We start from the raw sequence: 21,098 nt of genomic DNA, 5'->3' as shown, positions 1-21,098 counted from the left end.
GGGGTCAGGCGGTGCCGCCGAGCCCGCCGAGGAAGTCCTTGACCCGGCCGAAGAAGCCCGCCGTCTCGGGATGGGTGTTCTGCGAGCTCTCGCGCTCGAACTCCTCCAGCAATTCGCGCTGGCGGGCGGTCAGCTTCTGCGGCGTCTCGACCACCACCTGGATGTAGAGGTCGCCGACCTCGCGCGAGCGCAGCACGCTCATGCCCTTGCCCTTGAGGCGGAACTGCTTGCCGGTCTGGGTGCCTTCCGGGATCTTCACCCGCGCCTGCTCGCCCGACAGCGTCGGCACCTCGATCTCGCCGCCGAGCGCGGCCGAGACCAGGCCGATCGGCACGCGGCAGAACAGGTCGGCGCCGTCGCGCTGGAAGATCGGGTGGGGTTTCAGCGACAGGAAGATGTAGAGGTCGCCCGCCGGCCCGCCGCGCAGGCCCGCTTCCCCCTCTCCGGCGAGGCGGATGCGGGTGCCGTCCTCGACGCCGGCCGGGATGTTGACCGAGAGCGTGCGCTCGCGCGTGACGCGGCCGGTGCCCTGGCAGTTCTTGCACGGGTCGTCGATGACCTCGCCGCGGCCGTTGCAGGTCGGGCAGGTCCGCTCGACCGAGAAGAAGCCCTGATTGGCCCGCACCCGGCCATGGCCCCCGCAGGTCGGGCATTGCCGCGACTTCGAGCCGGGCTTGGCGCCGGTGCCCGAGCAGGCCTCGCAGGAGACCGAGGTCGGCACGCGGATCGAGGCGTTCTTGCCGGTGAAGGCCTCTTCCAGCCCGATTTCGAGATTGTAGCGCAGATCGGCGCCGCGCTCGCGGCCATTGGCGTTGCGCGGCCCGCCGCGGCGGGCGTCGCCGAAGAAGGAATCGAAGATGTCCGACATGAAGTCGGAGAAATCGGCCTGGCCCCCGCCGCCGCCGCCATTCTCGAAGGCCTGATGGCCGAAGCGGTCATAAGCCGCGCGCTTCTGCCCGTCGGAGAGGACCTGGTAGGCCTCGTTGATTTCCTTGAACTTGATCTCGGCCTGCTTGTCGCCGGGATTTCTGTCCGGGTGATGCTGCATCGCGAGCTTGCGGAAGGAGCTCTTGAGCTCGACATCCGTCACGGTCCGGCTGACGCCGAGAATCTCGTAGTAATCGCGCTTCGACATCGAAACGATCTGTCCCTCTGCCTTTGACGCAAGACGGCCGGACCTTGGGGCCCGGCCATGGCGCGTCCGGCGTCTGCATCCTGCCTCACGCCATCCCCGAACGAGATGGCCGGGTCAAGCCCGGCCAAAATCATCCCGCCGGGATGGAGAGCGCGGTTACGCGCTCTTCTTCTTGTCGTCCGAGACGTCCTTGAAGTCGGCGTCGATGACGTCGTCCTTCGCGGCTGCCTCGGTCGCAGCCTCGCCTTCGGCAGTGGCGCCTTCGGCCTGGCTGGCGGCATACATCGCCTCGCCGAGCTTCATCGAGGCCTGCATCAGCTCGTTGGTACGGGCCTTGATCGCCTCGGCATCCTCGCCGGTGAGCGCGGTCTTCAGCGCCTCGACCGCCGTCTCGATCGCCGACTTGTCGGCCTCGGAGACCTTGTCGCCGAAATCCTTCAGCGACTTCTCGGTCGAGTGCACCAGGCTCTCGCCCTGGTTCTTGGCCTCGACCAGCTCGCGGCGCTTCTTGTCCTCGGCGGCGTTGGCCTCGGCGTCCTTCACCATCTTCTGGATGTCGGCCTCGCTGAGGCCGCCCGAAGCCTGGATCTTGATCTGCTGCTCCTTGTTGGTGGCCTTGTCCTTCGCCGTCACCGAGACGATGCCGTTGGCGTCGATGTCGAAGGTCACCTCGATCTGCGGCATGCCGCGCGGGGCCGGCGGAATGCCCATCAGGTCGAACTGGCCGAGCAGCTTGTTGTCGGCCGCCATCTCGCGCTCGCCCTGGAAGACCCGGATCGTCACCGCGTTCTGATTGTCCTCGGCGGTGGAGAAGACCTGGCTCTTCTTGGTCGGGATCGTGGTGTTGCGGTCGATGAGACGGGTAAAGACACCACCCAGCGTCTCGATGCCGAGCGAGAGCGGGGTCACGTCGAGCAGCAGCACGTCCTTGACGTCGCCCTGGAGGACGCCGGCCTGGATCGCGGCGCCGATGGCGACGACCTCGTCCGGGTTGACGCCCTTATGCGGCTCCTTGCCGAAGAACTGCTTCACGACTTCCTGGACCTTCGGCATGCGGGTCATGCCGCCGACGAGGACGACCTCGTCGATCTGGCCCGCCGAGATGCCGGCGTCCTTGAGCGCCTTCTTGCAGGGCTCGATGGTGCGCTGGATCAGATCGTCGACCAGGCTCTCGAACTTGGCGCGCGAGAGCTTGATGGCGAGGTGCTTCGGACCGGAGGCATCCGCCGTGATATAGGGCAGGTTGATCTCGGTCTGGGCGGCGCTCGACAGCTCGATCTTGGCCTTCTCGGCCGCTTCCTTCAGGCGCTGCAGGGCGAGCTTGTCCTTCTTCAGGTCGATGCCCTGCTCCTTCTTGAACTCCTCCGCCAGGTACTCGACCAGGCGCATGTCGAAGTCCTCGCCGCCGAGGAAGGTGTCGCCATTGGTCGACTTCACCTCGAAGACGCCGTCGCCGATCTCCAGGATCGAGACGTCGAAGGTGCCGCCGCCGAGGTCGTAGACCGCGATGGTGCCGGTCGACTTCTTGTCGAGGCCGTAGGCGAGCGCGGCCGCGGTCGGCTCGTTGATGATGCGCAGCACCTCGAGGCCGGCGATCTTGCCGGCGTCCTTGGTCGCCTGGCGCTGGGCGTCGTTGAAATAGGCCGGAACGGTGATGACGGCCTGGGTGACGGGCTGGCCGAGATAGGATTCCGCCGTCTCCTTCATCTTGGTCAGGATGAAGGCCGAGATCTGCGAGGGCGAATAATCCTTGCCGTCGGCCGAGACCCAGGCGTCGCCGTTGGACGCCTTGGTGATCTTGTAGGGGACGAGCTTGAGGTCCTTCTGCGTCATCGGATCGTCGTAGGTGCGGCCGATGAGGCGCTTGATCGCGAAGAAGGTGCGCTCGGGGTTGGTGACGGCCTGGCGCTTGGCCGGCTGGCCGACGAGGCGCTCGCCATCGTCCGTGATCGCGACGATCGACGGCGTGGTGCGGGCACCTTCGGCGTTCTCGATGACCTTCGGCGTGGTGCCTTCCATCACTGCGACGCAGCTATTGGTCGTGCCGAGGTCGATACCGATGACTTTACCCATGGATGGGATCCCTTTCGACTGAGCAGATCGCCGACCTGCGACGCTTGCGCGCCGCCTGCCGGCCCATGGACCGGATCGCCCCCGCTTCGGCGGCGAACGAAACCGGCATTCCACGTTTGACGGTGGTGAAACCGCCCCTTGGCGGCGTATATAGTGAGGGTGTTCCCGCCCTTGCAAGACAGGCGAGCCGATTAAGAATCAGGGGCGGCATGTTCGCGCCGCCGGGCCGGTCCCGGGCGGCTGCGCGGCGGCCGGCGCTTTCGCGGCGACTGTGGCGTTTGCGCCCTTGCGCCGGCCGGCCGGGCGGGTCATGCAGGAAGGCCGTTCGGCTTGGTATGGACCCGATGAGAGCAGGCAAGCGCATCGCCCCCGGCCTCGCCGCGCTTCTGGCGGTCGCTGCCGGCGTGCCCGCGAAGGCGCAGCCGCTGCAACTGCCGGGCGCCCAGCCCTTCAACGCGCCGGGGACCCATCAGGCCGCCCCGCCGGCCGCCGGCGGAACGGCGCCCCACCGCCAGCCGAGCCTGCCCGCGCTGAAGATCGCGGGCGAGGAGACGATCCTCGGCAAGGCCCTGCATCGCAACGGCAATCAGGGTGCCGCGACCTTCGAGAAGCTCGGCGAGGGCTATGGGCTCAGGCTCAGCCTCGACGGCTATCAAACCGCCAATCTGGTCGAGCCCTGTGCGGTCTCGCTCGGCGATGCGCCTGTGCCGGTCACCGCGCTCGGCAAGCCGGCCGGCGTGCCGCGCTACCGGCTGGAGGCGCCGGTCTGCCCGCTGCTGTTCGACGTGCTCGACGGGGCCTTCCTGGTCATCGAGCCGGCCGAGCCCTGCGTCGTCGCGGCGGCGCAGTGCCGGGTCGATCCGCGCGGCCTCTGGGGGCCGGACCAGGGCGTCGTCGCGGCCCAGGCCAAGGCGATCGAGCGCGCCCGCGGCGCGGCCGAGCGCGCCTTGCGCGACGGCTACCGGACGCTGACGGCGAAGGCCAACGCCGTCGACCAGCGCACGCTGGCGCGCGAGCAGGCCGGCTTCTCCGGCGAGCGCGAGATGATCTGCCGGGATTTCCAGCGCGAGGGCCAGTACGGATTCTGCGCCGCCCGGATCACCGAGGCGCGCGCGGCGGAATTGCGGGCGCGGCTCGGGCTGCACACCGAGCCGCGGCAGGCGGCCAAGCCCCGGCCGCGCCCGGCGCCTCCGAAGCCCGCGCCGCTCTCGCTGACGCCGACGCAATAGAGCGCGGCGCCGAGGCGCGTCTCAGCCCATCCGCGCCGCCAGCGCCGCCTCGTCCAGCCCGGCGAGGGCGTCGATCAGGTGCATGGCGAAGCTGCCGGGGCCGGCGGCGCGTCCGGCCGCGATCTCGCCGGCGATGCCGTAGGCCGTCAGAGCCGCAGCCGCGGCCAGCGCCGGGTCGGGCTCGACCGTCCGGCAGGCCGCGACCAGCGCGCTGGACGCGCAGCCGAGGCCCGTCACCCTGGTCATCAGCGCATGGCCGTGCGCGACCAGGTAGGCGCTGCCCGCCCCCTCGATCCGGTCGATCCTGCCGGTGGTGACGCGCAGCACCCCCTGCGCTCGGGCCAGGGCGGGATCGAGCGCCGCCATCTCGGCGGCATTGCCGCGCACGCTCACGCCGGGGAGCCGCAAAACCGCCTGCGCCAGCCGCATCCTGAGCGGCGAAAGCTCGACGAAGACCGGATCGAGCACCAGCGGAAGGCCGCGCTCGCGGGCGACGTCGAGCAGCTTCGGGATGGCGCGCTCGCCTTCCGAACTGATCGTGCCGAGATTGATCAGGATCGCGCCGGCGCCGGCCGCGACCGCCGCGACCTCCTCGGGATGGCTCGCCATCGAGGGGATGGCCCCGACGGCGAGCAGCATGTTGGCGGTGACGTTCTGCGCCACCGTGTTGGTCAGGCAGTGCACGCGCGGGCGGCGCTCGGCCACCCGCGCCAGGATCGACGCGACCTGCGCCGCGTCGAGGCTGGCGCTCGCCGCGCTCATGGGGCCGCGGGCAGGTAGAGGCTGCCGCCCTTGTCGAGGAATTCCTGCGATTTCGCCGCCATCCCCTCCGTCGCCATGGCTTCGAGCGCCTTACGCTCGTTCTCGCCCATCGCCTGCACTTCGGCGCGCAAATCCTGCGTGATCTTCATCGAGCAGAATTTCGGCCCGCACATCGAGCAGAAATGCGCGACCTTGTGGGCGTCCTTCGGCAGGGTCTCGTCGTGGAATTCCCGTGCCGTATCCGGATCGAGCGCGAGGTTGAACTGGTCCTCCCAGCGGAAGTCGAAGCGGGCGCGCGACAGCGCGTCGTCCCTGACCTTCGCGGCAGGGTGGCCCTTGGCGAGATCGGCGGCATGGGCGGCGATGCGGTAGGTGATGACGCCGGTCTTGACGTCGTCGCGGTTGGGCAGGCCGAGATGTTCCTTCGGCGTGACGTAGCAGAGCATGGCGCAGCCATACCAGCCGATCATCGCCGCTCCGATGCCCGAGGTGATGTGGTCGTAGCCCGGCGCGATGTCGGTGGTCAGCGGCCCGAGCGTGTAGAACGGCGCCTCGCCGCATTCGCGGAGCTGCTTCTCCATGTTCTCCTTGATCTTGTGCATCGGCACATGGCCGGGGCCCTCGATCATCACCTGGCAGCCCTTCTGCCAGGCGATCTGCGTCAGCTCGCCCAAGGTCTCCAGCTCGGCGAACTGGGCGCGGTCGTTGGCGTCGGCGATCGAGCCCGGCCGCAGGCCGTCGCCGAGCGAGAAGGAGACGTCGTAGCGGCGCATGATCTCGCAGATCTCGTCGAAGCGCTCGTAGAGGAAGCTCTCACGGTGATGCGCGAGGCACCAGCGCGCCATGATCGAGCCGCCGCGCGAGACGATGCCGGTGACGCGGTTCGCCGTCAGCGGGACGTAAGGCAGCCTGACGCCGGCATGGATGGTGAAATAGTCGACGCCTTGCTCGGCCTGCTCGATCAGCGTGTCCTTGAACACCTCCCAGTCGAGCTTGACCGGATCGCCGCCGACCTTCTCCAGCGCCTGGTAGATCGGCACCGTGCCGATCGGCACCGGCGAATTGCGCAGGATCCAGGAGCGGATGTTGTGGATGTTGCGGCCGGTGGAGAGGTCCATCACCGTGTCGGCGCCCCAGCGGATCGCCCAGACCAGCTTCTCGACCTCCTCGGCCGCGCCGGAGGTCACGGCGGAATTGCCGATATTGGCGTTGATCTTGACCAGGAAGTTGCGGCCGATCGCCATCGGCTCCAGCTCGGGGTGGTTGATGTTGGCCGGGATGATGGCGCGGCCGCGCGCGATCTCCTCGCGGACGAATTCCGGCGTGACGAATTCCGGCACGCTGGCGCCGAAGCTCTCGCCGTCGGTATGGCGCTCCCTCGCGCCTTCCAGCATGGCGGCGCGGCCGAGATTCTCGCGATGCGCGACATAGATCATCTCGGGCGTGACGATGCCGGCCCTGGCGAATTCGTATTGCGTCGCCATCTGGCCGGGCTTCGCCTCGAGGATCGGGCGATCGGCCGGGCAGGCGGGCACGAGCTGCTCGGCCGGGATGTTGCCGTTGTCGGCGGCGGTGACGGCGCGGCCGGGAACCCGCTGGAAGCCGCGGGCGTCGAGCCAGGCGCGGCGCGGCTGAACGAGGCCGGCATTGAGGTCGATCCTGGCGTCGGCCTCGGTATAGGGGCCCGAGGGATCGTAGATGCGCACTGGCGGCTCGGCGTCGGTGCTCAGCGCGACCTCGCGGAAAGGCACGCGCATCTCGGGATGCTCGGGCACCGCGACATAGATCTTGCGCGAGCCGATGATCGGCCCGGTCGTCACGCCGGTCGGGGCCGAGACTTTGGGCGCGGTCTTGACGCTGTTTTTCTGGGGTCTGGCGTGGGCATTCATGGGGGATCTCCTCCTTGGGGCAGGTCAGGAGATCCGGCGTCGAAGCGGTTCAAGCGCTGTGATGCGGGTGCAGGCCGAGGCCGCACCGCGTTCCAGTCCCTCCGCCGGTATGACCCGGATCAGGTTCGACGGGTTCGGCTCATCGCCGTCTCAGCCCTCGCGGGCACCCCTCGGAACGATTCCAAGGTTAGGACGTCGCCCGGACAGACGCAACCGGGAAAGCAGCCGGCGCTGCGGGGCCGGCATGCGCGGTCCGTCAGGCGATCCGGTCGACCTGCTGGCCCTGTCCGGCGGGAAGGACGGCCTTGGCCTGCTCGGCTCCTTGCTCGAGCAGCGCGACCACGCCGCGGTCGGCCGCCGCGCTCTGCCGCAGCATCGCGAGGCTCAGCGCCTGCTGCGTCGAGGCGGCCTGCATCGCGGCGAGGCTTTGGGCGAGGGCGGCGGCGTCACTCATGGCGGCGAGCCTAGGCCGCAAATCTTGCGCAAAGCTGAATGCCGGCTCAGGGCGCGATGATCGAGGGCACGCCGCGCGGCATCGGCGGGTCGCGGTCGGGCTGCGGGGCGGCCCGCTCGTCGCGCGCCACCCGTCCGTCCCGGTTCCATAGCCCCCTCTCCTCGGGCCGCAGGCGCGAGACCGCGTTGGGTTGAGGGGCGATCGGCACACCGGGCGCGCGCTGCTTCACTCCGGGGCCGGGCAGGGGCGTGGTCTGGGGCGCGACCTGGGCGAGGGCGGGCGGCGCCGGAAGCGATCCGGCGACGAACGGCGCGGTCAGCGCCAGGGCGAGCCTCAGGGTGAGCTTTTTCATGGCCTCATCTCCCATCGGACGATTCCTCCGGAAGATGGAACCGGGCGGGCGCGGCGCTGTTCCGTGCTCCAGGCGAAGAACGGGGCTGCACGCCGTGCAGCCCCGTTCCGGATCGGGCGGCCGCGCGGCCGTCCGGTCAGCGGTTCTCGCCGGTCAGCAGCGGCGTGATGCGGCGCAGCGTCACCCGCCGGTTCTCGCGGGACGGACCTTGCGTCTGGACCTTCGGATATTGCTCGCCATAGCCCTGCGTCGTCAGATTCTCGGGCGGGATCTGGAAGTCGCGGGTCAGGATCTCCGCCACCGACTGCGCCCGCCGGTCGGAGAGCGACAGGTTGTCGACGTCGGAGCCGACTGCGTCGGTATGCCCCTCGACCAGGAAGACCTCGTTCGGCGAGCCCTGGAGCACGCGCCGGAGCGAGTCCGCGATCACCGCGAGCCGCTGCGCCTGGTCCGGCGTGACCTGCCAGGAGCCTGTCTCGAAATTGATCGTGTCGATATCGACGCTGCGCATGCGGGCGCGCAGGTCGGGGGAGTAGCGCACCTCGTCCAGCGTGTAGCGGCGCGGGATCGCGGCGATCGGCGGGGCCATGATCGTCTCGTAGATCAGGTTCTCGTCGGCCCGATCGGCGTCGACGATATAGCGCTCGCGCGGGATCGGCAGCGGCGGCGGCGGCAGCACCACGACATCGTCGGCGAAGCGCCCGGGGCGGTCCCGCAGCGTGTTGTCGATGATGACGATCTCGCGGTCGTCGCGGCCGATGCGGCTGCGGCGGATCAGCCGGCCCTGGTCGTCGGTGACGGTCACGATGCGCGTGCCGTCGGGGCGCTCGAAGACGGTGCGGGTCTCGCCGTCGCGGCGCTCGGCGCGGCCCTGCCAGCCGAGATCGCGGAAGCGCTGGTCCTCGTCGCGGCGGATGATGGCGCGGCCGTCATCGTCGCGGATGATGGTGCGGCCGGGCTCGCGGATGATCGTGACGTCGCCTTCGCGGCGCTCCTCGCGGCGCTGGCGGATGTCGTCGAAGCGCTCGGCGCCCTGCGTCGCCATGATGCCGCCGATCACGCCGGCGCCGAGGCCGATCGCGCCGGCGACGCCCGGCGAGATGCCGCCGCGGCGGCCCTCGCGCTGGGGCGGCTGGCCGGGCGCCGTGCCGGGGGCCGGCGGCGCGATGCCGGGCCGGCCGGGCATGGCCGAGCCGGGCGCGGGCGGCTGGGTGCCGGGGGGCACGGGGCGGTTCGGCTGTCCGGGAATCGGGGCCGCGGCGCCCGGAGGAGCGGCGCCCGGCTCAGCCGGAGCCGCGCCGGGGCCTCCCGGCCGCTGGCCGGGCGCCGGGGGCGGAACGGGCCGCTGGTCGGGCCTGTTTCCGGGTTGCGGCGCGCCGGGCTGGCCGGGCTGCGCGGCGCCGGGCTGGGCCGGGGCTCCGGGCGGCGGCAGCGGCCGCTGTGCCGGCTGCGCGCCGGGCTGGGGGGCCGCCGGGACGGCGCTCGGAGCAGCCGGGCGCTGGCCCGGAACGGTCGGCGCGGCGGGGCGCTGGTCGGGTCGGGCGCCGGGCTGGCCGGGCTGCGCCGCATTGGGCTGGGCCGGCGCCGTGGGCGGCGGCAGCGGCCGCTGCGTGGGCTGCGCGCCGGGTTGCGGAGCGGACGGAGCGTTTCCGGGAGCGGCGGGGCGGAGAGCCGGAGGCGTTCCCGGCTGGGCCGGCGCCGGTATGGGCGCGGGGCGCGCCGGCGCTGGCGCGGAAGCCGGCGGGACAGGGCGCGTGCCGCCCGGCTGGCCGGGGGCGGGCGCGGCGCTCGGCGGCGCGGGGCGTGGCTGCGCGGCCGGCGGCGCGGCTTGCGGCCGGGTCTGGGGCGGGGCGACCCGTTCGGCGGGCGCTGCGGGCATGGACGGGCGCGGCGCGCTCGGGGCCTGCTGCATCTGCGGTGGGCGGGGAGCCTGCGGCGCGCCCGGCGCTGCCGGGGCCGCCGGGCGCTGCGGCGCATGCTGGCCGGGCTGGCCGCCGCCCGGGGCGTGGGGGCGCTCGCGCGGCCCGCGGCCGCGCTCGTCGTCGCTGCCGCCGGGCGCCTGGGCGAGCTGAACCCCCAATGGCGCGAGGGCCTGGCTTGCCTGGGAGAGGACGAGGGCCGGCAGGACGGTTCCGACCAGCAACCAGCGTTTCGAGCGCATCGCAATTCCCGTGTTTGGTTTCGACATGCCGCGATCAGGCGGTTTCCGGCCTGAACCCGCGATGAAGCGAAAACGGCGGGAATCGGGCAGTGTTCCGCCGGCGCGGCCGATCGGCCGCCGCTTCGGCGCTCACGGCTGCGGCGGCAGCGGCCCCTGCGGGGCGCCTGTGGCTTCGGGCAGGACCGGCACGGCGGCGAGCAGGCGCCTGGTATAGTCGTGCCGCGGATGGTCGTAGACCTCGCGGGCGGGACCGCTCTCGACGATCCGGCCGCGATACATGATCGCGACCCGATCGCAGAGATGGCGCACCACCGAGAGGTCGTGCGAGATGAAGATCAGTGTCAGGTCGAGCTCCTGGCGCAGGCGGATCAGCAGGTTGATGATCTGCGCCTGGATCGAGACGTCGAGCGAGGCGACCGGCTCGTCGCAGACGACGACGTCCGGCTGCATCGCCAGCGCCCGCGCAATGGCGACGCGCTGGCGCTGGCCGCCCGAGAACTGGTGCGGATAGCGGCCGGCGAAATCGGGATCGAGTCCGACCGCCGCCAGCCATTGCCGGACGTAAGCCTTCGCCTCGCCCCGCGTGACCAGCCCATGCGCCAGCGGCCCCTCGGCGATGCTGTCGCCCACCGTCATGCGCGGGTTGAGCGAGGCGAAGGGGTCCTGGAAGATCGTCTGGACGCGCGTCGTGAGCTTGTGCGGATGCTCGCCCGCGCTCATTACCGGCGCATCGTCGATGCGCACGAGGCCGCTATCCGGCGCATAGATGCCGGCGGCCACGCGCCCGAGCGTCGATTTGCCGGAGCCGGATTCGCCGACGAGGCCGAGCGCCTCGCCGCGCCTCAATTCCAGCGTGACGTCGTCGACGGCCTGAACCGCGGCCGGCGCCTTGGAGAGGCCCGCCTTCTGCGCCAGCTTGCGGAACAGGCCGGGGGTCTGCGCGAAGCGCTTGGCGACATGCTCGATGCGGACATAGTGCACGGCATCCGAGACGGCGGGCGGGGCCTGTTTGGCCGCGCGCGGCGGCGGCGCCACATCGGCGCCGGCACCGCCGGCCAGCAGCGTGCCCGGCTCGGAGCGGGAGGGCAGCGCATCGAGCAGAGCCTGGGTGTAGGGGTGCTGCGGATGGGTCAGCACCGCGAGCGTCGGCCCGGCCTCGACGATCCTGCCATGGCGCATGACGCAGACATGGTCGGCGAGCTCCGCGACGACGGCGAGGTCGTGGCTGATCCAGATCAGCGCCGTGCCGAGTTCGGCCACCGGCTCCTTCATCTCGGCGAGGATCTCGGCCTGGACCGAGACGTCGAGCGCGGTCGTGGGTTCGTCGCAGATGATCAGCTTCGGCCGGTGCAGCAGGGCGATCGCGATGGCGACGCGCTGGCGCATCCCGCCCGAGAGCTGGTGCGGGTAGAAATCGACCTTGGCCTCGGGATCGGGAATGCGGACCTGCGCCAGCGCCGCGACGGCGCGCCGCCGTGCCTCGGCGCCCGAGACCGTCTCATGTGCTTCCAGTGCGAGGCGGATCTGCGTGCCGATGGTCAGCATCGGGTTCAGCGTCATCATCGGGTCCTGGAAGACCATCGAGATCTGCTTGCCGCGGATCTTGCGCAATTCGGACGAAGACAGGCCGACGAGCTCGCGCCCCTCCAGCTTGACCGAGGAGCCGGGCTCGACGCGGCCGGGCGGGTCGATCAGCCCGATGATCGAGAAGCCGGTGATGCTCTTGCCGGAGCCGGATTCGCCGACAAGCCCCATCACCTCGCCGCGCTTCAGCGCGAAGGAGACGCCGTCGACCGCCTTCACCACGCCGTTGCGGGTATGGAAATGGGTGGCGAGGCCGGTGACCGCGAGGAGAGGCGCGTCGCTCATCGCTTCAGCCTCGGATTGACCTGATCGCGGATGCGGTCGCCGACGAGGTTGATCGCGACGATCAGGATGATCAGCGCGATGCCCGGATAGATCGAGATCCAGTAGCGGCCCGAGAGCATGTACTGGAAGCCGTTCGCGATCAGCATGCCGAGCGAGGGCTCCGTCACCGGCAGGCCGACGCCGAGAAAGGACAGCGTCGCCTCCAGCGCGATGGCATTCGCCACCTGCACGGTCGCGACCACGATCAGCGGCGGCAGGCAGTTCGGAAAGATATGGCGCCAGACCACGCGCCAGCCCGGCAGCGGCGTCGAGAGCACCGCCTCGACATAGTCCTTGCCGCGCTCGGCCGAGGCGGCGCCATGGGCGGTGCGGGCGAAATAGGCGTATTGCGCGCAGGCGAGGGCGGCGATGAGCTGCATCTTGCCCTGTCCCAGCAGCGCCGAGAGCACGAGCGCCAGCAGGATCGCCGGGAAGGCGAGCTGCAGGTCGATGACCCGCATGATGAAGGCCTCGCGGCGCCCGCCGGCATAGGCCGCGCCGATGCCGAGCGCCACGCCGAGCGCGAAGGCGAGCGCGCCGGCCACCAGCCCCATCTCCAGCGAGATGCGCAGGCCGTAGAGGATCGCCGAGAACAGGTCGCGCCCCTGCGCGTCGGTGCCGAGCCAGTGGGTGTAGCCGCCTTCGCCGACGAAGCCCGGCGGGCGGCGCGCATCGGAGAGCGAGAGATTGGCGAGGTCGTAGGGATCCTGCGGCGCGACCAGCGGCGCCAGCAGGGCGATGCCGATCATCAGCACGACCACGGCGAGCGCCGCGACGGCCGTCTTGCTCTCGCGGAACTCGGCCCAGAAGCGGGCGGCGGGCGAAGCGTCCTTCATCGTGCCCCACCTTTGCGCAGCCGCGGATCGAGCCCGACATAGGCGAGGTCGACGAGGAAATTGATGGTGATGAAGACGAAGGCGACCAGCATCAGATAGGCGACCATCACCGGCCGGTCGAGCGACTGGATCGAGTCGATGATCAGCTTGCCGATGCCGGGCCAGGAGAAGATCGTCTCGGTGACCACGGCGAAGGCGAGCGTCGAGCCGAATTCCAATCCGAAGACGGTGACGAGCGGGATGGCGATCAGGCGCAGCACATGCCGGCGCAGCACCGTCCATTCCGAAAGGCCGGCGGCCCGGGCGAATTTTACCGTGTCGGTGAGCATCGTCTCGCGCGTGCCGGCCCGGGCGAGACGGGTCATCAGGGCAAGCTTGAAGAAGGCGAGGTTGAGCGCAGGCAGCAAGAGATGCTGCAAGCCGTCGAGCGTCGGGAAGCTCCATTCGACCCCGAGGATCGAGACCGTCTCGCCGCGCCCGCCGGCCGGCAGCCATTGCAATTCGACGGCGAAGGCCATGATCAGCACCAGGCCGATCCAGAAGGTCGGCACCGAGAAGCCGAGGATCGAGACCGTCATGATCAGCTTCGAGGCGATGCCGTCCGGCCGGTAGCCTGCATAGATGCCGGCCGGGATGCCGATCAGCGCCGCGCCGCAGACGGCGGCGAGCGTCAGTTCGAGCGTTGCCGGCAGCCGCGACAGGATGAGCTCCATCACCGGCATGCCGAAGACGAAGGAGCGGCCGAAATCGCCGTGCAGCACGCGCCCGAGGAAGGTCAGGTACTGCTCCCAGAGCGGCCGGTCGAGCCCGTAATGGGCGATGGTCTGGAGGCGCAATTCCTGGCTGACATCCGGGCCGATCAGCACGTCGATCGGGTTGCCGATCGCGTAGACGCCGACGAACACCAGCGCCGACATGACGAGCATGACGACGAGCGCCTGCAGCAGCCGGACCGCGACATGGCCTAGCATCGCTGGAGCTTCCGGCGCGGCTTCACGGCCAGTTCTCCGCCATCGCCGCGCGCGTCTCCGCGACGCCGACCTGCCAGAGCCTGAGCATCTCCGCGTCGGGCCGCTGGTAGAGGCCGTGAAAATTGCCGTCGCCCAGGATCTCGCGGCGCTTCGCCGGGCTCGCGGCCTGGTATGCGGCCGCGTTGAAAGGCGGCTTCGGCGTCTCGGGCATGGCGACGCCGGCGAGCCGGGTCCAGGGGAAGTTCTCCATCCAGGAGGCGTGCGAGGCGGCCGGATCGACGGCCTTCACCGCCGCCTGGAATTGCGGCGCGGCCCACCAGTTATGCAGTCGGATGCTCGCATCGGGGTGGCGGTCCAGCCATTCGGTGGCGAAGTTCAGCGCCGGCGAATTGCCGCCATGGCCGTTGACCAGGACGATGCGGCGGAAGCCGGAGCGGTAGAAGCCGTCGAAGAGGTCGCCGAGCAGCGCGGCATAGGTGCTCAGGCGCAGCGAGATGCTGCCGGGAAAATCGAGGAAGCCCGGCGTCATGCCATAGGCGAGCACGGGAAAGACCGGAATGCCGAGCGGCTCGGCCGCCTCCCGCGCCACCCGCTCCGACAGGATCACGTCGGTCGCGAGGCTGAGATAGGCGTGCTGCTCGACGCTGCCGAGCGGCAGCACGCAGCGGTCGTCACGCTTCGCCTGCGCCTCGATCTGCATCCAGTTCATCTCGGCGACCAGCACGGCGTGTTCCTTGCTTCGCGGCTTCAGGCGGTAGAGACTTCGCGAAACGGGTTCGCGACCAGGCCGGTCAGGCGAGAAAACCGCCGGACGAAGCCATCCTTGACTCCGGCCTCACAGAGCGTCAAGTTCCATTTGGAACTAAATCGGCCGGGAAACCCTCCCATGCGGCGCTCGCCGACTTCACTCTCCCGCCTCGATCCGGAGCGCGAGACGGCGCTGGCCGGGCTCGATCCGCTGACCGTGACCAAGCTCTGGGACAATCCCTGCTGGCTGTCCTTCCGGCTGAATTTCGTCGCGTTCCGCTTCAACGATCCGGTCTATCGCTGGATCGAGACGCGCTACGGCCTGGTCCGGCCCGAATTCGTCGCGCTCTATGCGGTGGGCTTGAGGGAAGGCGTCGCCGCCAAGAACATCGTGGCCTCCTCGGGCCTGCCGAAGAACACGCTCTCGCGCGCCGTGCAGAAGCTGTTGCAGCGGCGGCTCCTGCGGCGCGAGACCGATCCGGCCGATCTGCGCAGCTATGTGCTGCATCTGACGGAGACCGGCCGCGCGATCTTCGACGAAACCATGCCGCTGATGGTGAAGCACCAGAGGGCGATGCTCGCCTGCCTCGACGAGGGCGAGCAGCAGCAGCTCTGCGCGCTGATGGACAAGCTCGTCATCGCCTCGCCCGACTGGCCTCAGGAACTCTAGCCGAAAACAGCCGACAACAGGGGAACCGTCATGACACTCGCGAAAAGCTTCCGCCTCGCCGCCTTCGCCGCCTTGCTCGGCGCCGCCGTCTCGACCGGCGCGCTCGCCCAGACGCTGACGATCGGGGTGCGCGCCGGCCCGGAATCGATCGACCCGCATTTCACCGCGACCGGCACCCATGCCGAGGCGCTGAAGCAGGTCTTCGATACGCTGACCTGGTCCGGCGACAAGCTGCAGATCGAGCCGCGGCTGGCGCTGAGCTGGAAGGCGATCGAGCCGACCGTCTGGGAGTTCAAATTGCGCCCCGGCGTCAAGTTCCATGACGGCTCGGACTTCACCGCCGAGGACGTCAAGTTCTCGATCGAGCGCATTCCGGTCGTCTCCGGCCCGAACCCGACGACGATCTATGTCCGGCGCGTCAAGGAGGTGAAGATCGTCGATCCGCTGACGGTCCATGTCGTCACCGACGGGCCGGCGCCGAACCTGCCGAACGATTTCATCCGGCTGTTCATCGTTTCGCACAAGGCGGCCGCGGGCCTGACCAAGGACAACGCCAACGAGGCCTTCAATTCAGGCAAGGCCGCGATCGGCACCGGCCCCTACAAATTCGTCTCCTGGACGCCGAAGGACCAGCTCGTGCTCGAGCGCTTCGACGGCTATTGGGGGCCGAAGGAGCCCTGGGCCAAGGTGGTGCGCAAGGAACTGCCGAACGACGCCGCCCGCGTCGCGCAGCTCAAGGCCGGCCAGGTCGACATCATCGTGCGCGCCCCGGCCTCCGACGTGCCGACGCTGAAGCGCGATCCCAAGCTCGCGGTGGCCACGGTCGAGAGCGTCTATCTCTTCAACATCGAGCTCGACCTGCGGGACAAGCCCCCGCAGATCACCGCCAGGGACGGCTCGGCCCTGCCGAAGAACCCGCTGCAGGATGTGAAGGTGCGCGAGGCGATCGACCTCGCCATCGACCGGCCGGCCCTGGCCGAGATCGCCATGGAAGGGCTCGGCTCGCCGGCCAACCAGTTGGTGACGCCGACCATCGCCGGCTTCAACAAGGAGCTGCCGGCCATCAAGCCCGACATCGCCAGGGCGAAGAAGCTGATGGAGGAGGCGGGCTATCCCAACGGCTTCAAGGTCGGCTTCGCCTTCACCAATGACCGCCTGCCCGGCGACCGCCAGGTCGGCACCTCGATCGCGCAGATGCTGGCGCGCATCGGCATCGAGGTGAACGCCAACGCCCAGCCCGGCGCCGTCTTCTTCCCGGCGAGGCTGCGCGGCGATTTCTCGATGGCGATGTCGGGCTGGGGCACGCTGACGGGCGAGGCCAACTACACGCTCTCCTCGCTGGTGCATTCCAACGATCCGGCCAAGAAGCTCGGCGCCTTCAACGTCCAGAACTATGCCAATCCGCAGGTCGACAAGCTGATCGAGGATGCGGCGGTCGAGATGGACGAGGCCAGGCGCAACGCGATGCTCTCCGACGTCGCCGCCATCGTCGCCAAGGACCGGCCGCGCCTGCCGATCACGGCCGTCGGCTCGGCCTGGGCGATGCAGAAGGACAAGGTCACCATCGCGCCGCGCGTCGACGAGGACACGCTGGCCATGGACATCAGGCCCGTTAAGAAGTAACGCGACCGCCTTCGCCTCATGGCCGGGCCCGCCCCGGCCATCCGCGCCTTCGCTTGATGGCCAAGCCCGGGGGGCGGGGCGCGGGTGCCTGCCGTGAGGGCGGGCATGGCCCGCGGCCTGTCCCGCAAACGACGATTGATCGGAAGACGAACATGACCCTCGCCCTCGCCATCCACGGCGGCTGCGGCACCTTGCCGAAGGCCGAGATGACCGAATCCGAATGGGCGCAGGCCCGCTCCGACCTCGCCGGCGCGCTGCGCGCCGGCTGGACGATCCTGAGCAAGGGCGGTCCGGCGGTCGATGCGGTCGAGGCGGCCGTGCGGGTGATGGAGGATTCGCCGCATTTCAACGCCGGCCACGGCGCCGCCTTCAACACCGATGGCGAGCACGAGCTCGACGCCTCGATCATGGACGGTTCGACGCTCGCCGCCGGCGCGATCTGCGCCGCCAAGCGGATCAAGAACCCGATCGTCGCCGCCAAGGCGCTGATGCTGCGCGGCGACCCGCTGCTGCTCGCCGGCCCGGCCGCCGACATCTTCGCCGAGCACGAAGGCATCGACACGGTGGAGAACGACTATTTCTCGACCGAGAGGCGGCGCAAGAACCTCTCCTCGATGAAGATCCGCGAGCTGGTCGGCACCGCCGCCGAGGCGAGCGAGGCCGAGAAGCACGGCACGGTCGGCGCCGTCGCCTGCGACGCGCAGGGCCATCTCGCCGCCGCGACCTCGACCGGCGGCTACACCAACAAGCCGACCGGCCGCGTCGGCGATTCGCCGATCATCGGCGCCGGCACCTATGCCCGCGACGGGCGCTGCGCCGTCTCCGGCACCGGCAAGGGCGAGTATTTCATCCGCTACTGCGTCGGCCACGAGATCGCATCGCTGATCGCCTATAAAGGGCTCTCGCTCGAGCAGGCGACGCAGCAGGTGCTGGGCGAGCTCTCCGGCAGCAAGGTCGGCGCCGGGCTGGTCGCGGTCGATGCCGAGGGCAACATCGTGGCGCCCTACAACACCGAGGGCATGTATCGCGGCTGGGTGACGGAGGACGGGCTCCTGCACGTCGCCACCCATGGCGATGTCGAGATGGCCGGGCAGGCCTGAACCCGCGCCGGTCGGTACGGGATTCACGCCCGTTCCGGGGGCGCGGTTCTCCATCCGGCGCGCGACGGCTCGCCATCCTTCCCCGTCGGGTTGCGCGGGAACCGGGGCGGGCGTTCGCCGGCCGCTGTCAGGCACGGGGCCTTGCATCACGGCCGAATCGGGCGGCGCCGATCGGGAACGCATCTCGGTCGGCTCGAGGTCGCGCGGCTTCCCACAGTGCCGGGGCCGCGCCGGCCGCCGCGGTCCGCGCCTGCGCGCGGCCGGTTGTTGTCAGCCTCCTCCGGGCGCGGCTAGAACCGGACGAGGAAAGGATGCCGCCGCCATGCGTTTCGAAACCGCAGCGACACCCGAGGCCGCGATCGACCGGCTCGAACGTCTCTATGAGGATGCCCGGGCCGCGTTGCGCGCCGATCTGCACCGCTTCTTCGAGAGCGGGGAGGCGCCCACGGCCGAGGCGCGCGAGCGCTATCGCTACCCCATGCTGCGTGTGACCTATGAGCCGTCGCGGCTGCCGCAGGCGACGCGCCGCGGCTACGCCAAATTCGCGGCGCCGGGCGTCTATTCGACCACGGTGACCCAGCCGGCCGAGTTCAGGGGCTATCTGCTCGACCAGCTCCGGCCGCTGGTCGCGGATTACGGCGCCACGATCGAGACCGGCGTCAGCCAGCAGGAGATCCCCTATCCCTATGCGCTCGAGGGCGGCGACGAGCTGGGCCGGGGCAAGATCACCGCGGCCGAGCTCGCCCGCCATTTCCCCACGCCGCTGCTGGCCCTGGTCGGCGACGAGGTCGCGGACGGCACCTATGACATCGTCGAGGGCGAGCCGCGCCCGCTCTCGCTCTTCGACGCCGTGCGCGTCGACTATTCGCTGCGCCGGCTGGTGCATTACACCGGCACCGACTGGCGCGCCGTGCAGCCCTGGGTGCTGCTGACCAATTATCATCGCTATGTCGACCAGTTCGTGCGGCTGGGCATCGCCGAGATCGAGGCCGGCACGGCCGAGGCGCTGGTCGCGCCGGGCGGCATCCGCATCGACCGCGACGGCGTCGACGTCTCGGCGGCGGAGCGGGTGATGTCGGCGCCCTGGCACCGCTTCCAGATGCCGGCCTATCACCTGATTCGGAAAAGCGGCGACGGTGTCACCCTGGTCAATATCGGCGTCGGCCCCTCCAACGCCAAGAACATCACCGACCATCTCGCGGTGCTCAGGCCGAATTGCTGGCTGATGGTCGGCCATTGCGGCGGCCTGCGCCAGACGCAGATCATCGGCGATTACGTCCTCGCCCATGCCTATCTCAGGCAGGACCACATCCTCGACGAGCTGGTGCCGCCGGAAATCCCGATCCCGGCGCTGGCCGAGGTCCAGGTCGCGCTGCAGCAGGCCGCTGCCGAGATCACCGGGGAGAAGGGCGACCGGCTGAAGCAGCGCCTGCGCACCGGCACCGTCGTCACCCAGGACGATCGCAACTGGGAACTGCAATGGACCAAGGAGCGGCGGCGCATCAACCTGTCGCGCGCCATCGCGGTCGACATGGAATCCGGCACCATCGCGGCGCAGGGGTACCGGCTGCGCGTGCCCTACGGCACGCTGCTCTGCGTCTCCGACAAGCCGCTGCATGGCGAGATCAAGCTGCCGGGCGCCGCCAACGCCTTCTACGAGCGCGCGGTCGGCGAGCATCTGCGGATCGGGCTGGCGGCGCTGGAGAAGCTCAAGGAAGCCGGCTCCGCCATCCATTCGCGCAAGCTCAGGAGCTTCGACGAGCCGCCTTTCCGGTAGGGCCTGTTGATCTTCTGCGGAGCCGAGCAGTCATCCCGGGCTTGACCCGGGATCCATGCCGGAGCGTGTCCGGATAAGGTTCAGGCATGGATCCCGGATCTTCGCTGCGCTTCGTCCGGGATGACCGGGTTCTTTCCTAAACCTTCGCCAGCGCCTGCTCGAGATCGGCGATCAGGTCGTCCGCGTGCTCCAGCCCGATCGAGAGGCGGATCAGCCCGTCGCTGACGCCCATTGCCGCGCGCACCGCGGGGGTGAAGCGCTGATGCGTCGTCGTCGCGGGATGGACGACCAGGCTCTTGGCGTCGCCGAGATTGTTGGAGATGCGGATCAGCCTGCAGGCGTCGAGCAGGCGATAGGCGCCGTCCTTGCCGCCGGGCACCTCGAAGGCGATCATGGTCGAGGGGCCGCTCATCTGGCGCGCGACGATCGCGGCCTGCGGATGATCGGCGCGGCCGGGGAAGATCACCCGCGTCGGCTTCGCCTGCCCGGCCAGCCAGTCGGCGACCTTGCTGGCGTTCTCCGCCTGCCTGGCGACGCGCAGCGGCAGCGTCTCGAGCGCCTTCAGCATCACCCAGGCGTTGAAGGGCGAGAGGCTCGGCCCGGTCTGGCGCAGGAAGTTCTGGATATCGGCCTCGATCACCGCCTTCGAGCCGAGGATCAGCCCACCGAGGCAGCGCCCCTGGCCGTCGATATGCTTCGTCGCGGAATAGACGACGATGTCGGCGCCGAGCGCGAGCGGCCGCTGGAAGAGCGGCGTGGCGAAGACGTTGTCGACCACGAGCAGGGCGCCGGCCGCCTTCGCCACCGCCGCGACGGCGGCGATGTCGATCACCTCCAGCGTCGGATTGGCCGGGGATTCGAGGAAGAACAGCCTGGTGTTGGGCCGCACGGCCCGGCACCAGGATTCGACATCGGTGCCCTCGACCAGGGTCGAAGCGATGCCGTAGCGCGGCAAATGGTCCTCGATGATGTAGCGACAGGAGCCGAACAGCGCGCTCGCGGCCACGACATGGTCGCCGGCGCGCAGCGGGGCCATCACCGCCGCCGTCACCGCCGCCATGCCGGTCGCGGTGGCGCGGCAGGTCTCGGCGCCCTCGAAGGCCGCCATGCGGCTTTCCAGCATCGCCGTCGTCGGATTGCCGAGCCGGCCGTACTGGAAGCCGGGATCGGTGTTCAGGAAGCGCCCTTCGGCCTGGGCGGCATCGTCATAGACGTGGCCCTGGGTCAGGAACAGGGCTTCCGAGGTCTCGCCGAACTGCGAGCGCATCGTGCCGGCGTGGATCAGGCGCGTTTCGGGATGCAGCTCCGCTGCGGCGTTGTCCGATATCGGCATGGCACGGCCTCGATCCGTTCGTTATAACGGACAAGGCAACTAGCAGCTTCTCTTTCGTTCGTAAAGAAGAACGGAATT

Annotated in this window: 18 protein-coding genes and 1 riboswitch; of the genes, 6 read left to right on the top strand and 12 right to left on the bottom strand. The window is 69.9% G+C overall.

Translation table 11 applies throughout. The features are described 5' to 3' along the window. Window positions 1–4 precede the first annotated feature (4 nt). Both dnaJ and dnaK read right to left on the bottom strand, forming a co-directional pair. Window positions 5–1,135, bottom strand: a complete 1,131-nt coding sequence (gene dnaJ / locus ACWH43_RS21810) for a molecular chaperone DnaJ (protein ID WP_158446699.1) — start codon at window positions 1,133–1,135, stop codon at window positions 5–7. Window positions 1,136–1,291: 156 nt separating this feature from the next. Beyond that, window positions 1,292–3,208, bottom strand: a complete 1,917-nt coding sequence (gene dnaK, locus ACWH43_RS21805; protein ID WP_158446698.1) for a molecular chaperone DnaK — start codon at window positions 3,206–3,208, stop codon at window positions 1,292–1,294. 344 nt (window positions 3,209–3,552) lie between these two features. On the opposite strand from dnaK, the gene ACWH43_RS21800 reads away from it, so the two are divergent. Then, entirely contained in the window at window positions 3,553–4,437 is an 885-nt protein-coding gene (locus ACWH43_RS21800; RefSeq protein WP_158446697.1) for a DUF1311 domain-containing protein, read from the top strand. A gap of 21 nt (window positions 4,438–4,458) precedes the next feature. On the opposite strand, the gene ACWH43_RS21795 is transcribed toward ACWH43_RS21800, so the two are convergent. The 5 genes from ACWH43_RS21795 to ACWH43_RS21775 form a co-directional block, all read right to left on the bottom strand. Continuing rightward, on the bottom strand, window positions 4,459–5,199 hold the full coding sequence (locus ACWH43_RS21795) for a hydroxyethylthiazole kinase (protein WP_260349257.1): 741 nt from the start codon (window positions 5,197–5,199) through the stop codon (window positions 4,459–4,461). After that, on the bottom strand, window positions 5,196–7,088 hold the full coding sequence (gene thiC, locus ACWH43_RS21790; RefSeq protein WP_260349258.1) for a phosphomethylpyrimidine synthase ThiC: 1,893 nt from the start codon (window positions 7,086–7,088) through the stop codon (window positions 5,196–5,198). The genes ACWH43_RS21795 and thiC overlap by 4 nt, the downstream gene beginning before the upstream one ends. Before the next feature lie 78 nt (window positions 7,089–7,166). Further along, a riboswitch (TPP riboswitch) is annotated at window positions 7,167–7,269 on the bottom strand. A 75-nt stretch (window positions 7,270–7,344) separates the two neighbouring features. Next, the gene (locus tag ACWH43_RS21785) at window positions 7,345–7,542 is read right to left on the bottom strand and encodes a hypothetical protein (RefSeq protein ID WP_260349259.1); all 198 of its coding nucleotides are present in this window, start codon (window positions 7,540–7,542) and stop codon (window positions 7,345–7,347) included. A gap of 46 nt (window positions 7,543–7,588) precedes the next feature. Further along, window positions 7,589–7,894, bottom strand: coding sequence for a hypothetical protein (locus ACWH43_RS21780; protein WP_260349260.1), 306 nt, complete (start codon window positions 7,892–7,894; stop codon window positions 7,589–7,591). A 136-nt stretch (window positions 7,895–8,030) separates the two neighbouring features. Beyond that, on the bottom strand, window positions 8,031–9,119 hold the full coding sequence (locus ACWH43_RS21775; RefSeq protein ID WP_158448296.1) for an OmpA family protein: 1,089 nt from the start codon (window positions 9,117–9,119) through the stop codon (window positions 8,031–8,033). A 750-nt stretch (window positions 9,120–9,869) separates the two neighbouring features. On the opposite strand from ACWH43_RS21775, the gene ACWH43_RS21770 reads away from it, so the two are divergent. Continuing rightward, complete coding sequence (locus tag ACWH43_RS21770; RefSeq protein WP_158471860.1) at window positions 9,870–10,109, top strand: hypothetical protein; 240 nt, start codon at window positions 9,870–9,872, stop codon at window positions 10,107–10,109. Between the two features lie 75 nt (window positions 10,110–10,184). Here the strand turns inward: ACWH43_RS21770 and ACWH43_RS21765 are convergent, their stop codons facing one another. Genes ACWH43_RS21765 through ACWH43_RS21750 form a run of 4 tightly spaced genes read right to left on the bottom strand, consistent with a single transcriptional unit; the run spans window position 10,185 to window position 14,494 of the window. Continuing rightward, window positions 10,185–11,924 carry a dipeptide ABC transporter ATP-binding protein gene (locus ACWH43_RS21765; protein WP_158471774.1) on the bottom strand — a complete coding sequence of 580 codons (1,740 nt, stop codon included), beginning with the start codon at window positions 11,922–11,924 and terminating at the stop codon, window positions 10,185–10,187. Continuing rightward, entirely contained in the window at window positions 11,921–12,799 is an 879-nt protein-coding gene (locus ACWH43_RS21760; protein WP_158444398.1) for an ABC transporter permease, read from the bottom strand. The genes ACWH43_RS21765 and ACWH43_RS21760 overlap by 4 nt, the downstream gene beginning before the upstream one ends. Beyond that, complete coding sequence (locus tag ACWH43_RS21755; protein WP_158444399.1) at window positions 12,796–13,770, bottom strand: ABC transporter permease; 975 nt, start codon at window positions 13,768–13,770, stop codon at window positions 12,796–12,798. Before ACWH43_RS21755 ends, ACWH43_RS21760 begins: the two co-directional genes overlap by 4 nt. A 22-nt stretch (window positions 13,771–13,792) precedes the next feature. Next, window positions 13,793–14,494: a creatininase family protein gene (locus ACWH43_RS21750; protein WP_158444400.1), complete on the bottom strand. Its 702-nt coding sequence runs from the start codon at window positions 14,492–14,494 to the stop codon at window positions 13,793–13,795. A gap of 162 nt (window positions 14,495–14,656) precedes the next feature. Here ACWH43_RS21750 and ACWH43_RS21745 point away from each other — a divergent pair, with 162 nt between their 5' ends. The 4 genes from ACWH43_RS21745 (at window position 14,657) to ACWH43_RS21730 (ending at window position 19,687) form a co-directional block, all read left to right on the top strand. Further along, window positions 14,657–15,187, top strand: a complete 531-nt coding sequence (locus ACWH43_RS21745; RefSeq protein WP_158444401.1) for a MarR family winged helix-turn-helix transcriptional regulator — start codon at window positions 14,657–14,659, stop codon at window positions 15,185–15,187. Window positions 15,188–15,217: 30 nt separating this feature from the next. Then, window positions 15,218–16,810 (top strand): ABC transporter substrate-binding protein, encoded by a 1,593-nt coding sequence (locus ACWH43_RS21740; RefSeq protein ID WP_158444402.1) that lies wholly within the window; start codon window positions 15,218–15,220, stop codon window positions 16,808–16,810. A gap of 152 nt (window positions 16,811–16,962) precedes the next feature. Next, window positions 16,963–17,910 carry an isoaspartyl peptidase/L-asparaginase family protein gene (locus ACWH43_RS21735; protein ID WP_158444403.1) on the top strand — a complete coding sequence of 316 codons (948 nt, stop codon included), beginning with the start codon at window positions 16,963–16,965 and terminating at the stop codon, window positions 17,908–17,910. 322 nt (window positions 17,911–18,232) lie between these two features. Further along, window positions 18,233–19,687 (top strand): AMP nucleosidase, encoded by a 1,455-nt coding sequence (locus ACWH43_RS21730; RefSeq protein WP_158444404.1) that lies wholly within the window; start codon window positions 18,233–18,235, stop codon window positions 19,685–19,687. A 136-nt stretch (window positions 19,688–19,823) separates the two neighbouring features. Here ACWH43_RS21730 and metZ read toward each other — a convergent pair whose 3' ends face one another. Then, a complete protein-coding gene (gene metZ, locus ACWH43_RS21725; protein ID WP_158444405.1) occupies window positions 19,824–21,020 on the bottom strand; it encodes an O-succinylhomoserine sulfhydrylase in 1,197 nt (398 codons plus the stop codon). Window positions 21,021–21,098 lie beyond the last annotated feature (78 nt).

The sequence above is a fragment of the Allobosea minatitlanensis genome, assembly GCF_964020775.1.
This window is presented reverse-complemented; position numbering and strand designations above follow the sequence as displayed.

What these genes read in the sequence shown, in the direction of transcription:
- dnaJ (WP_158446699.1), bottom strand. Translation starts at nt 1,135, where the DNA reads ATGTCGAAGCGCGATTACTACGAGATTCTCGGCGTCAGCCGGACCGTG.
- ACWH43_RS21800 (WP_158446697.1), top strand. Translation starts at nt 3,553, where the DNA reads ATGAGAGCAGGCAAGCGCATCGCCCCCGGCCTCGCCGCGCTTCTGGCG.
- ACWH43_RS21765 (WP_158471774.1), bottom strand. Translation starts at nt 11,924, where the DNA reads ATGAGCGACGCGCCTCTCCTCGCGGTCACCGGCCTCGCCACCCATTTC.
- dnaK (WP_158446698.1), bottom strand. Translation starts at nt 3,208, where the DNA reads ATGGGTAAAGTCATCGGTATCGACCTCGGCACGACCAATAGCTGCGTC.
- ACWH43_RS21795 (WP_260349257.1), bottom strand. Translation starts at nt 5,199, where the DNA reads ATGAGCGCGGCGAGCGCCAGCCTCGACGCGGCGCAGGTCGCGTCGATC.
- ACWH43_RS21755 (WP_158444399.1), bottom strand. Translation starts at nt 13,770, where the DNA reads ATGCTAGGCCATGTCGCGGTCCGGCTGCTGCAGGCGCTCGTCGTCATG.
- ACWH43_RS21730 (WP_158444404.1), top strand. Translation starts at nt 18,233, where the DNA reads ATGCGTTTCGAAACCGCAGCGACACCCGAGGCCGCGATCGACCGGCTC.
- metZ (WP_158444405.1), bottom strand. Translation starts at nt 21,020, where the DNA reads ATGCCGATATCGGACAACGCCGCAGCGGAGCTGCATCCCGAAACGCGC.
- thiC (WP_260349258.1), bottom strand. Translation starts at nt 7,088, where the DNA reads ATGAATGCCCACGCCAGACCCCAGAAAAACAGCGTCAAGACCGCGCCC.
- ACWH43_RS21735 (WP_158444403.1), top strand. Translation starts at nt 16,963, where the DNA reads ATGACCCTCGCCCTCGCCATCCACGGCGGCTGCGGCACCTTGCCGAAG.
- ACWH43_RS21745 (WP_158444401.1), top strand. Translation starts at nt 14,657, where the DNA reads ATGCGGCGCTCGCCGACTTCACTCTCCCGCCTCGATCCGGAGCGCGAG.
- ACWH43_RS21770 (WP_158471860.1), top strand. Translation starts at nt 9,870, where the DNA reads ATGCTGGCCGGGCTGGCCGCCGCCCGGGGCGTGGGGGCGCTCGCGCGG.
- ACWH43_RS21780 (WP_260349260.1), bottom strand. Translation starts at nt 7,894, where the DNA reads ATGAAAAAGCTCACCCTGAGGCTCGCCCTGGCGCTGACCGCGCCGTTC.
- ACWH43_RS21740 (WP_158444402.1), top strand. Translation starts at nt 15,218, where the DNA reads ATGACACTCGCGAAAAGCTTCCGCCTCGCCGCCTTCGCCGCCTTGCTC.
- ACWH43_RS21785 (WP_260349259.1), bottom strand. Translation starts at nt 7,542, where the DNA reads ATGAGTGACGCCGCCGCCCTCGCCCAAAGCCTCGCCGCGATGCAGGCC.
- ACWH43_RS21760 (WP_158444398.1), bottom strand. Translation starts at nt 12,799, where the DNA reads ATGAAGGACGCTTCGCCCGCCGCCCGCTTCTGGGCCGAGTTCCGCGAG.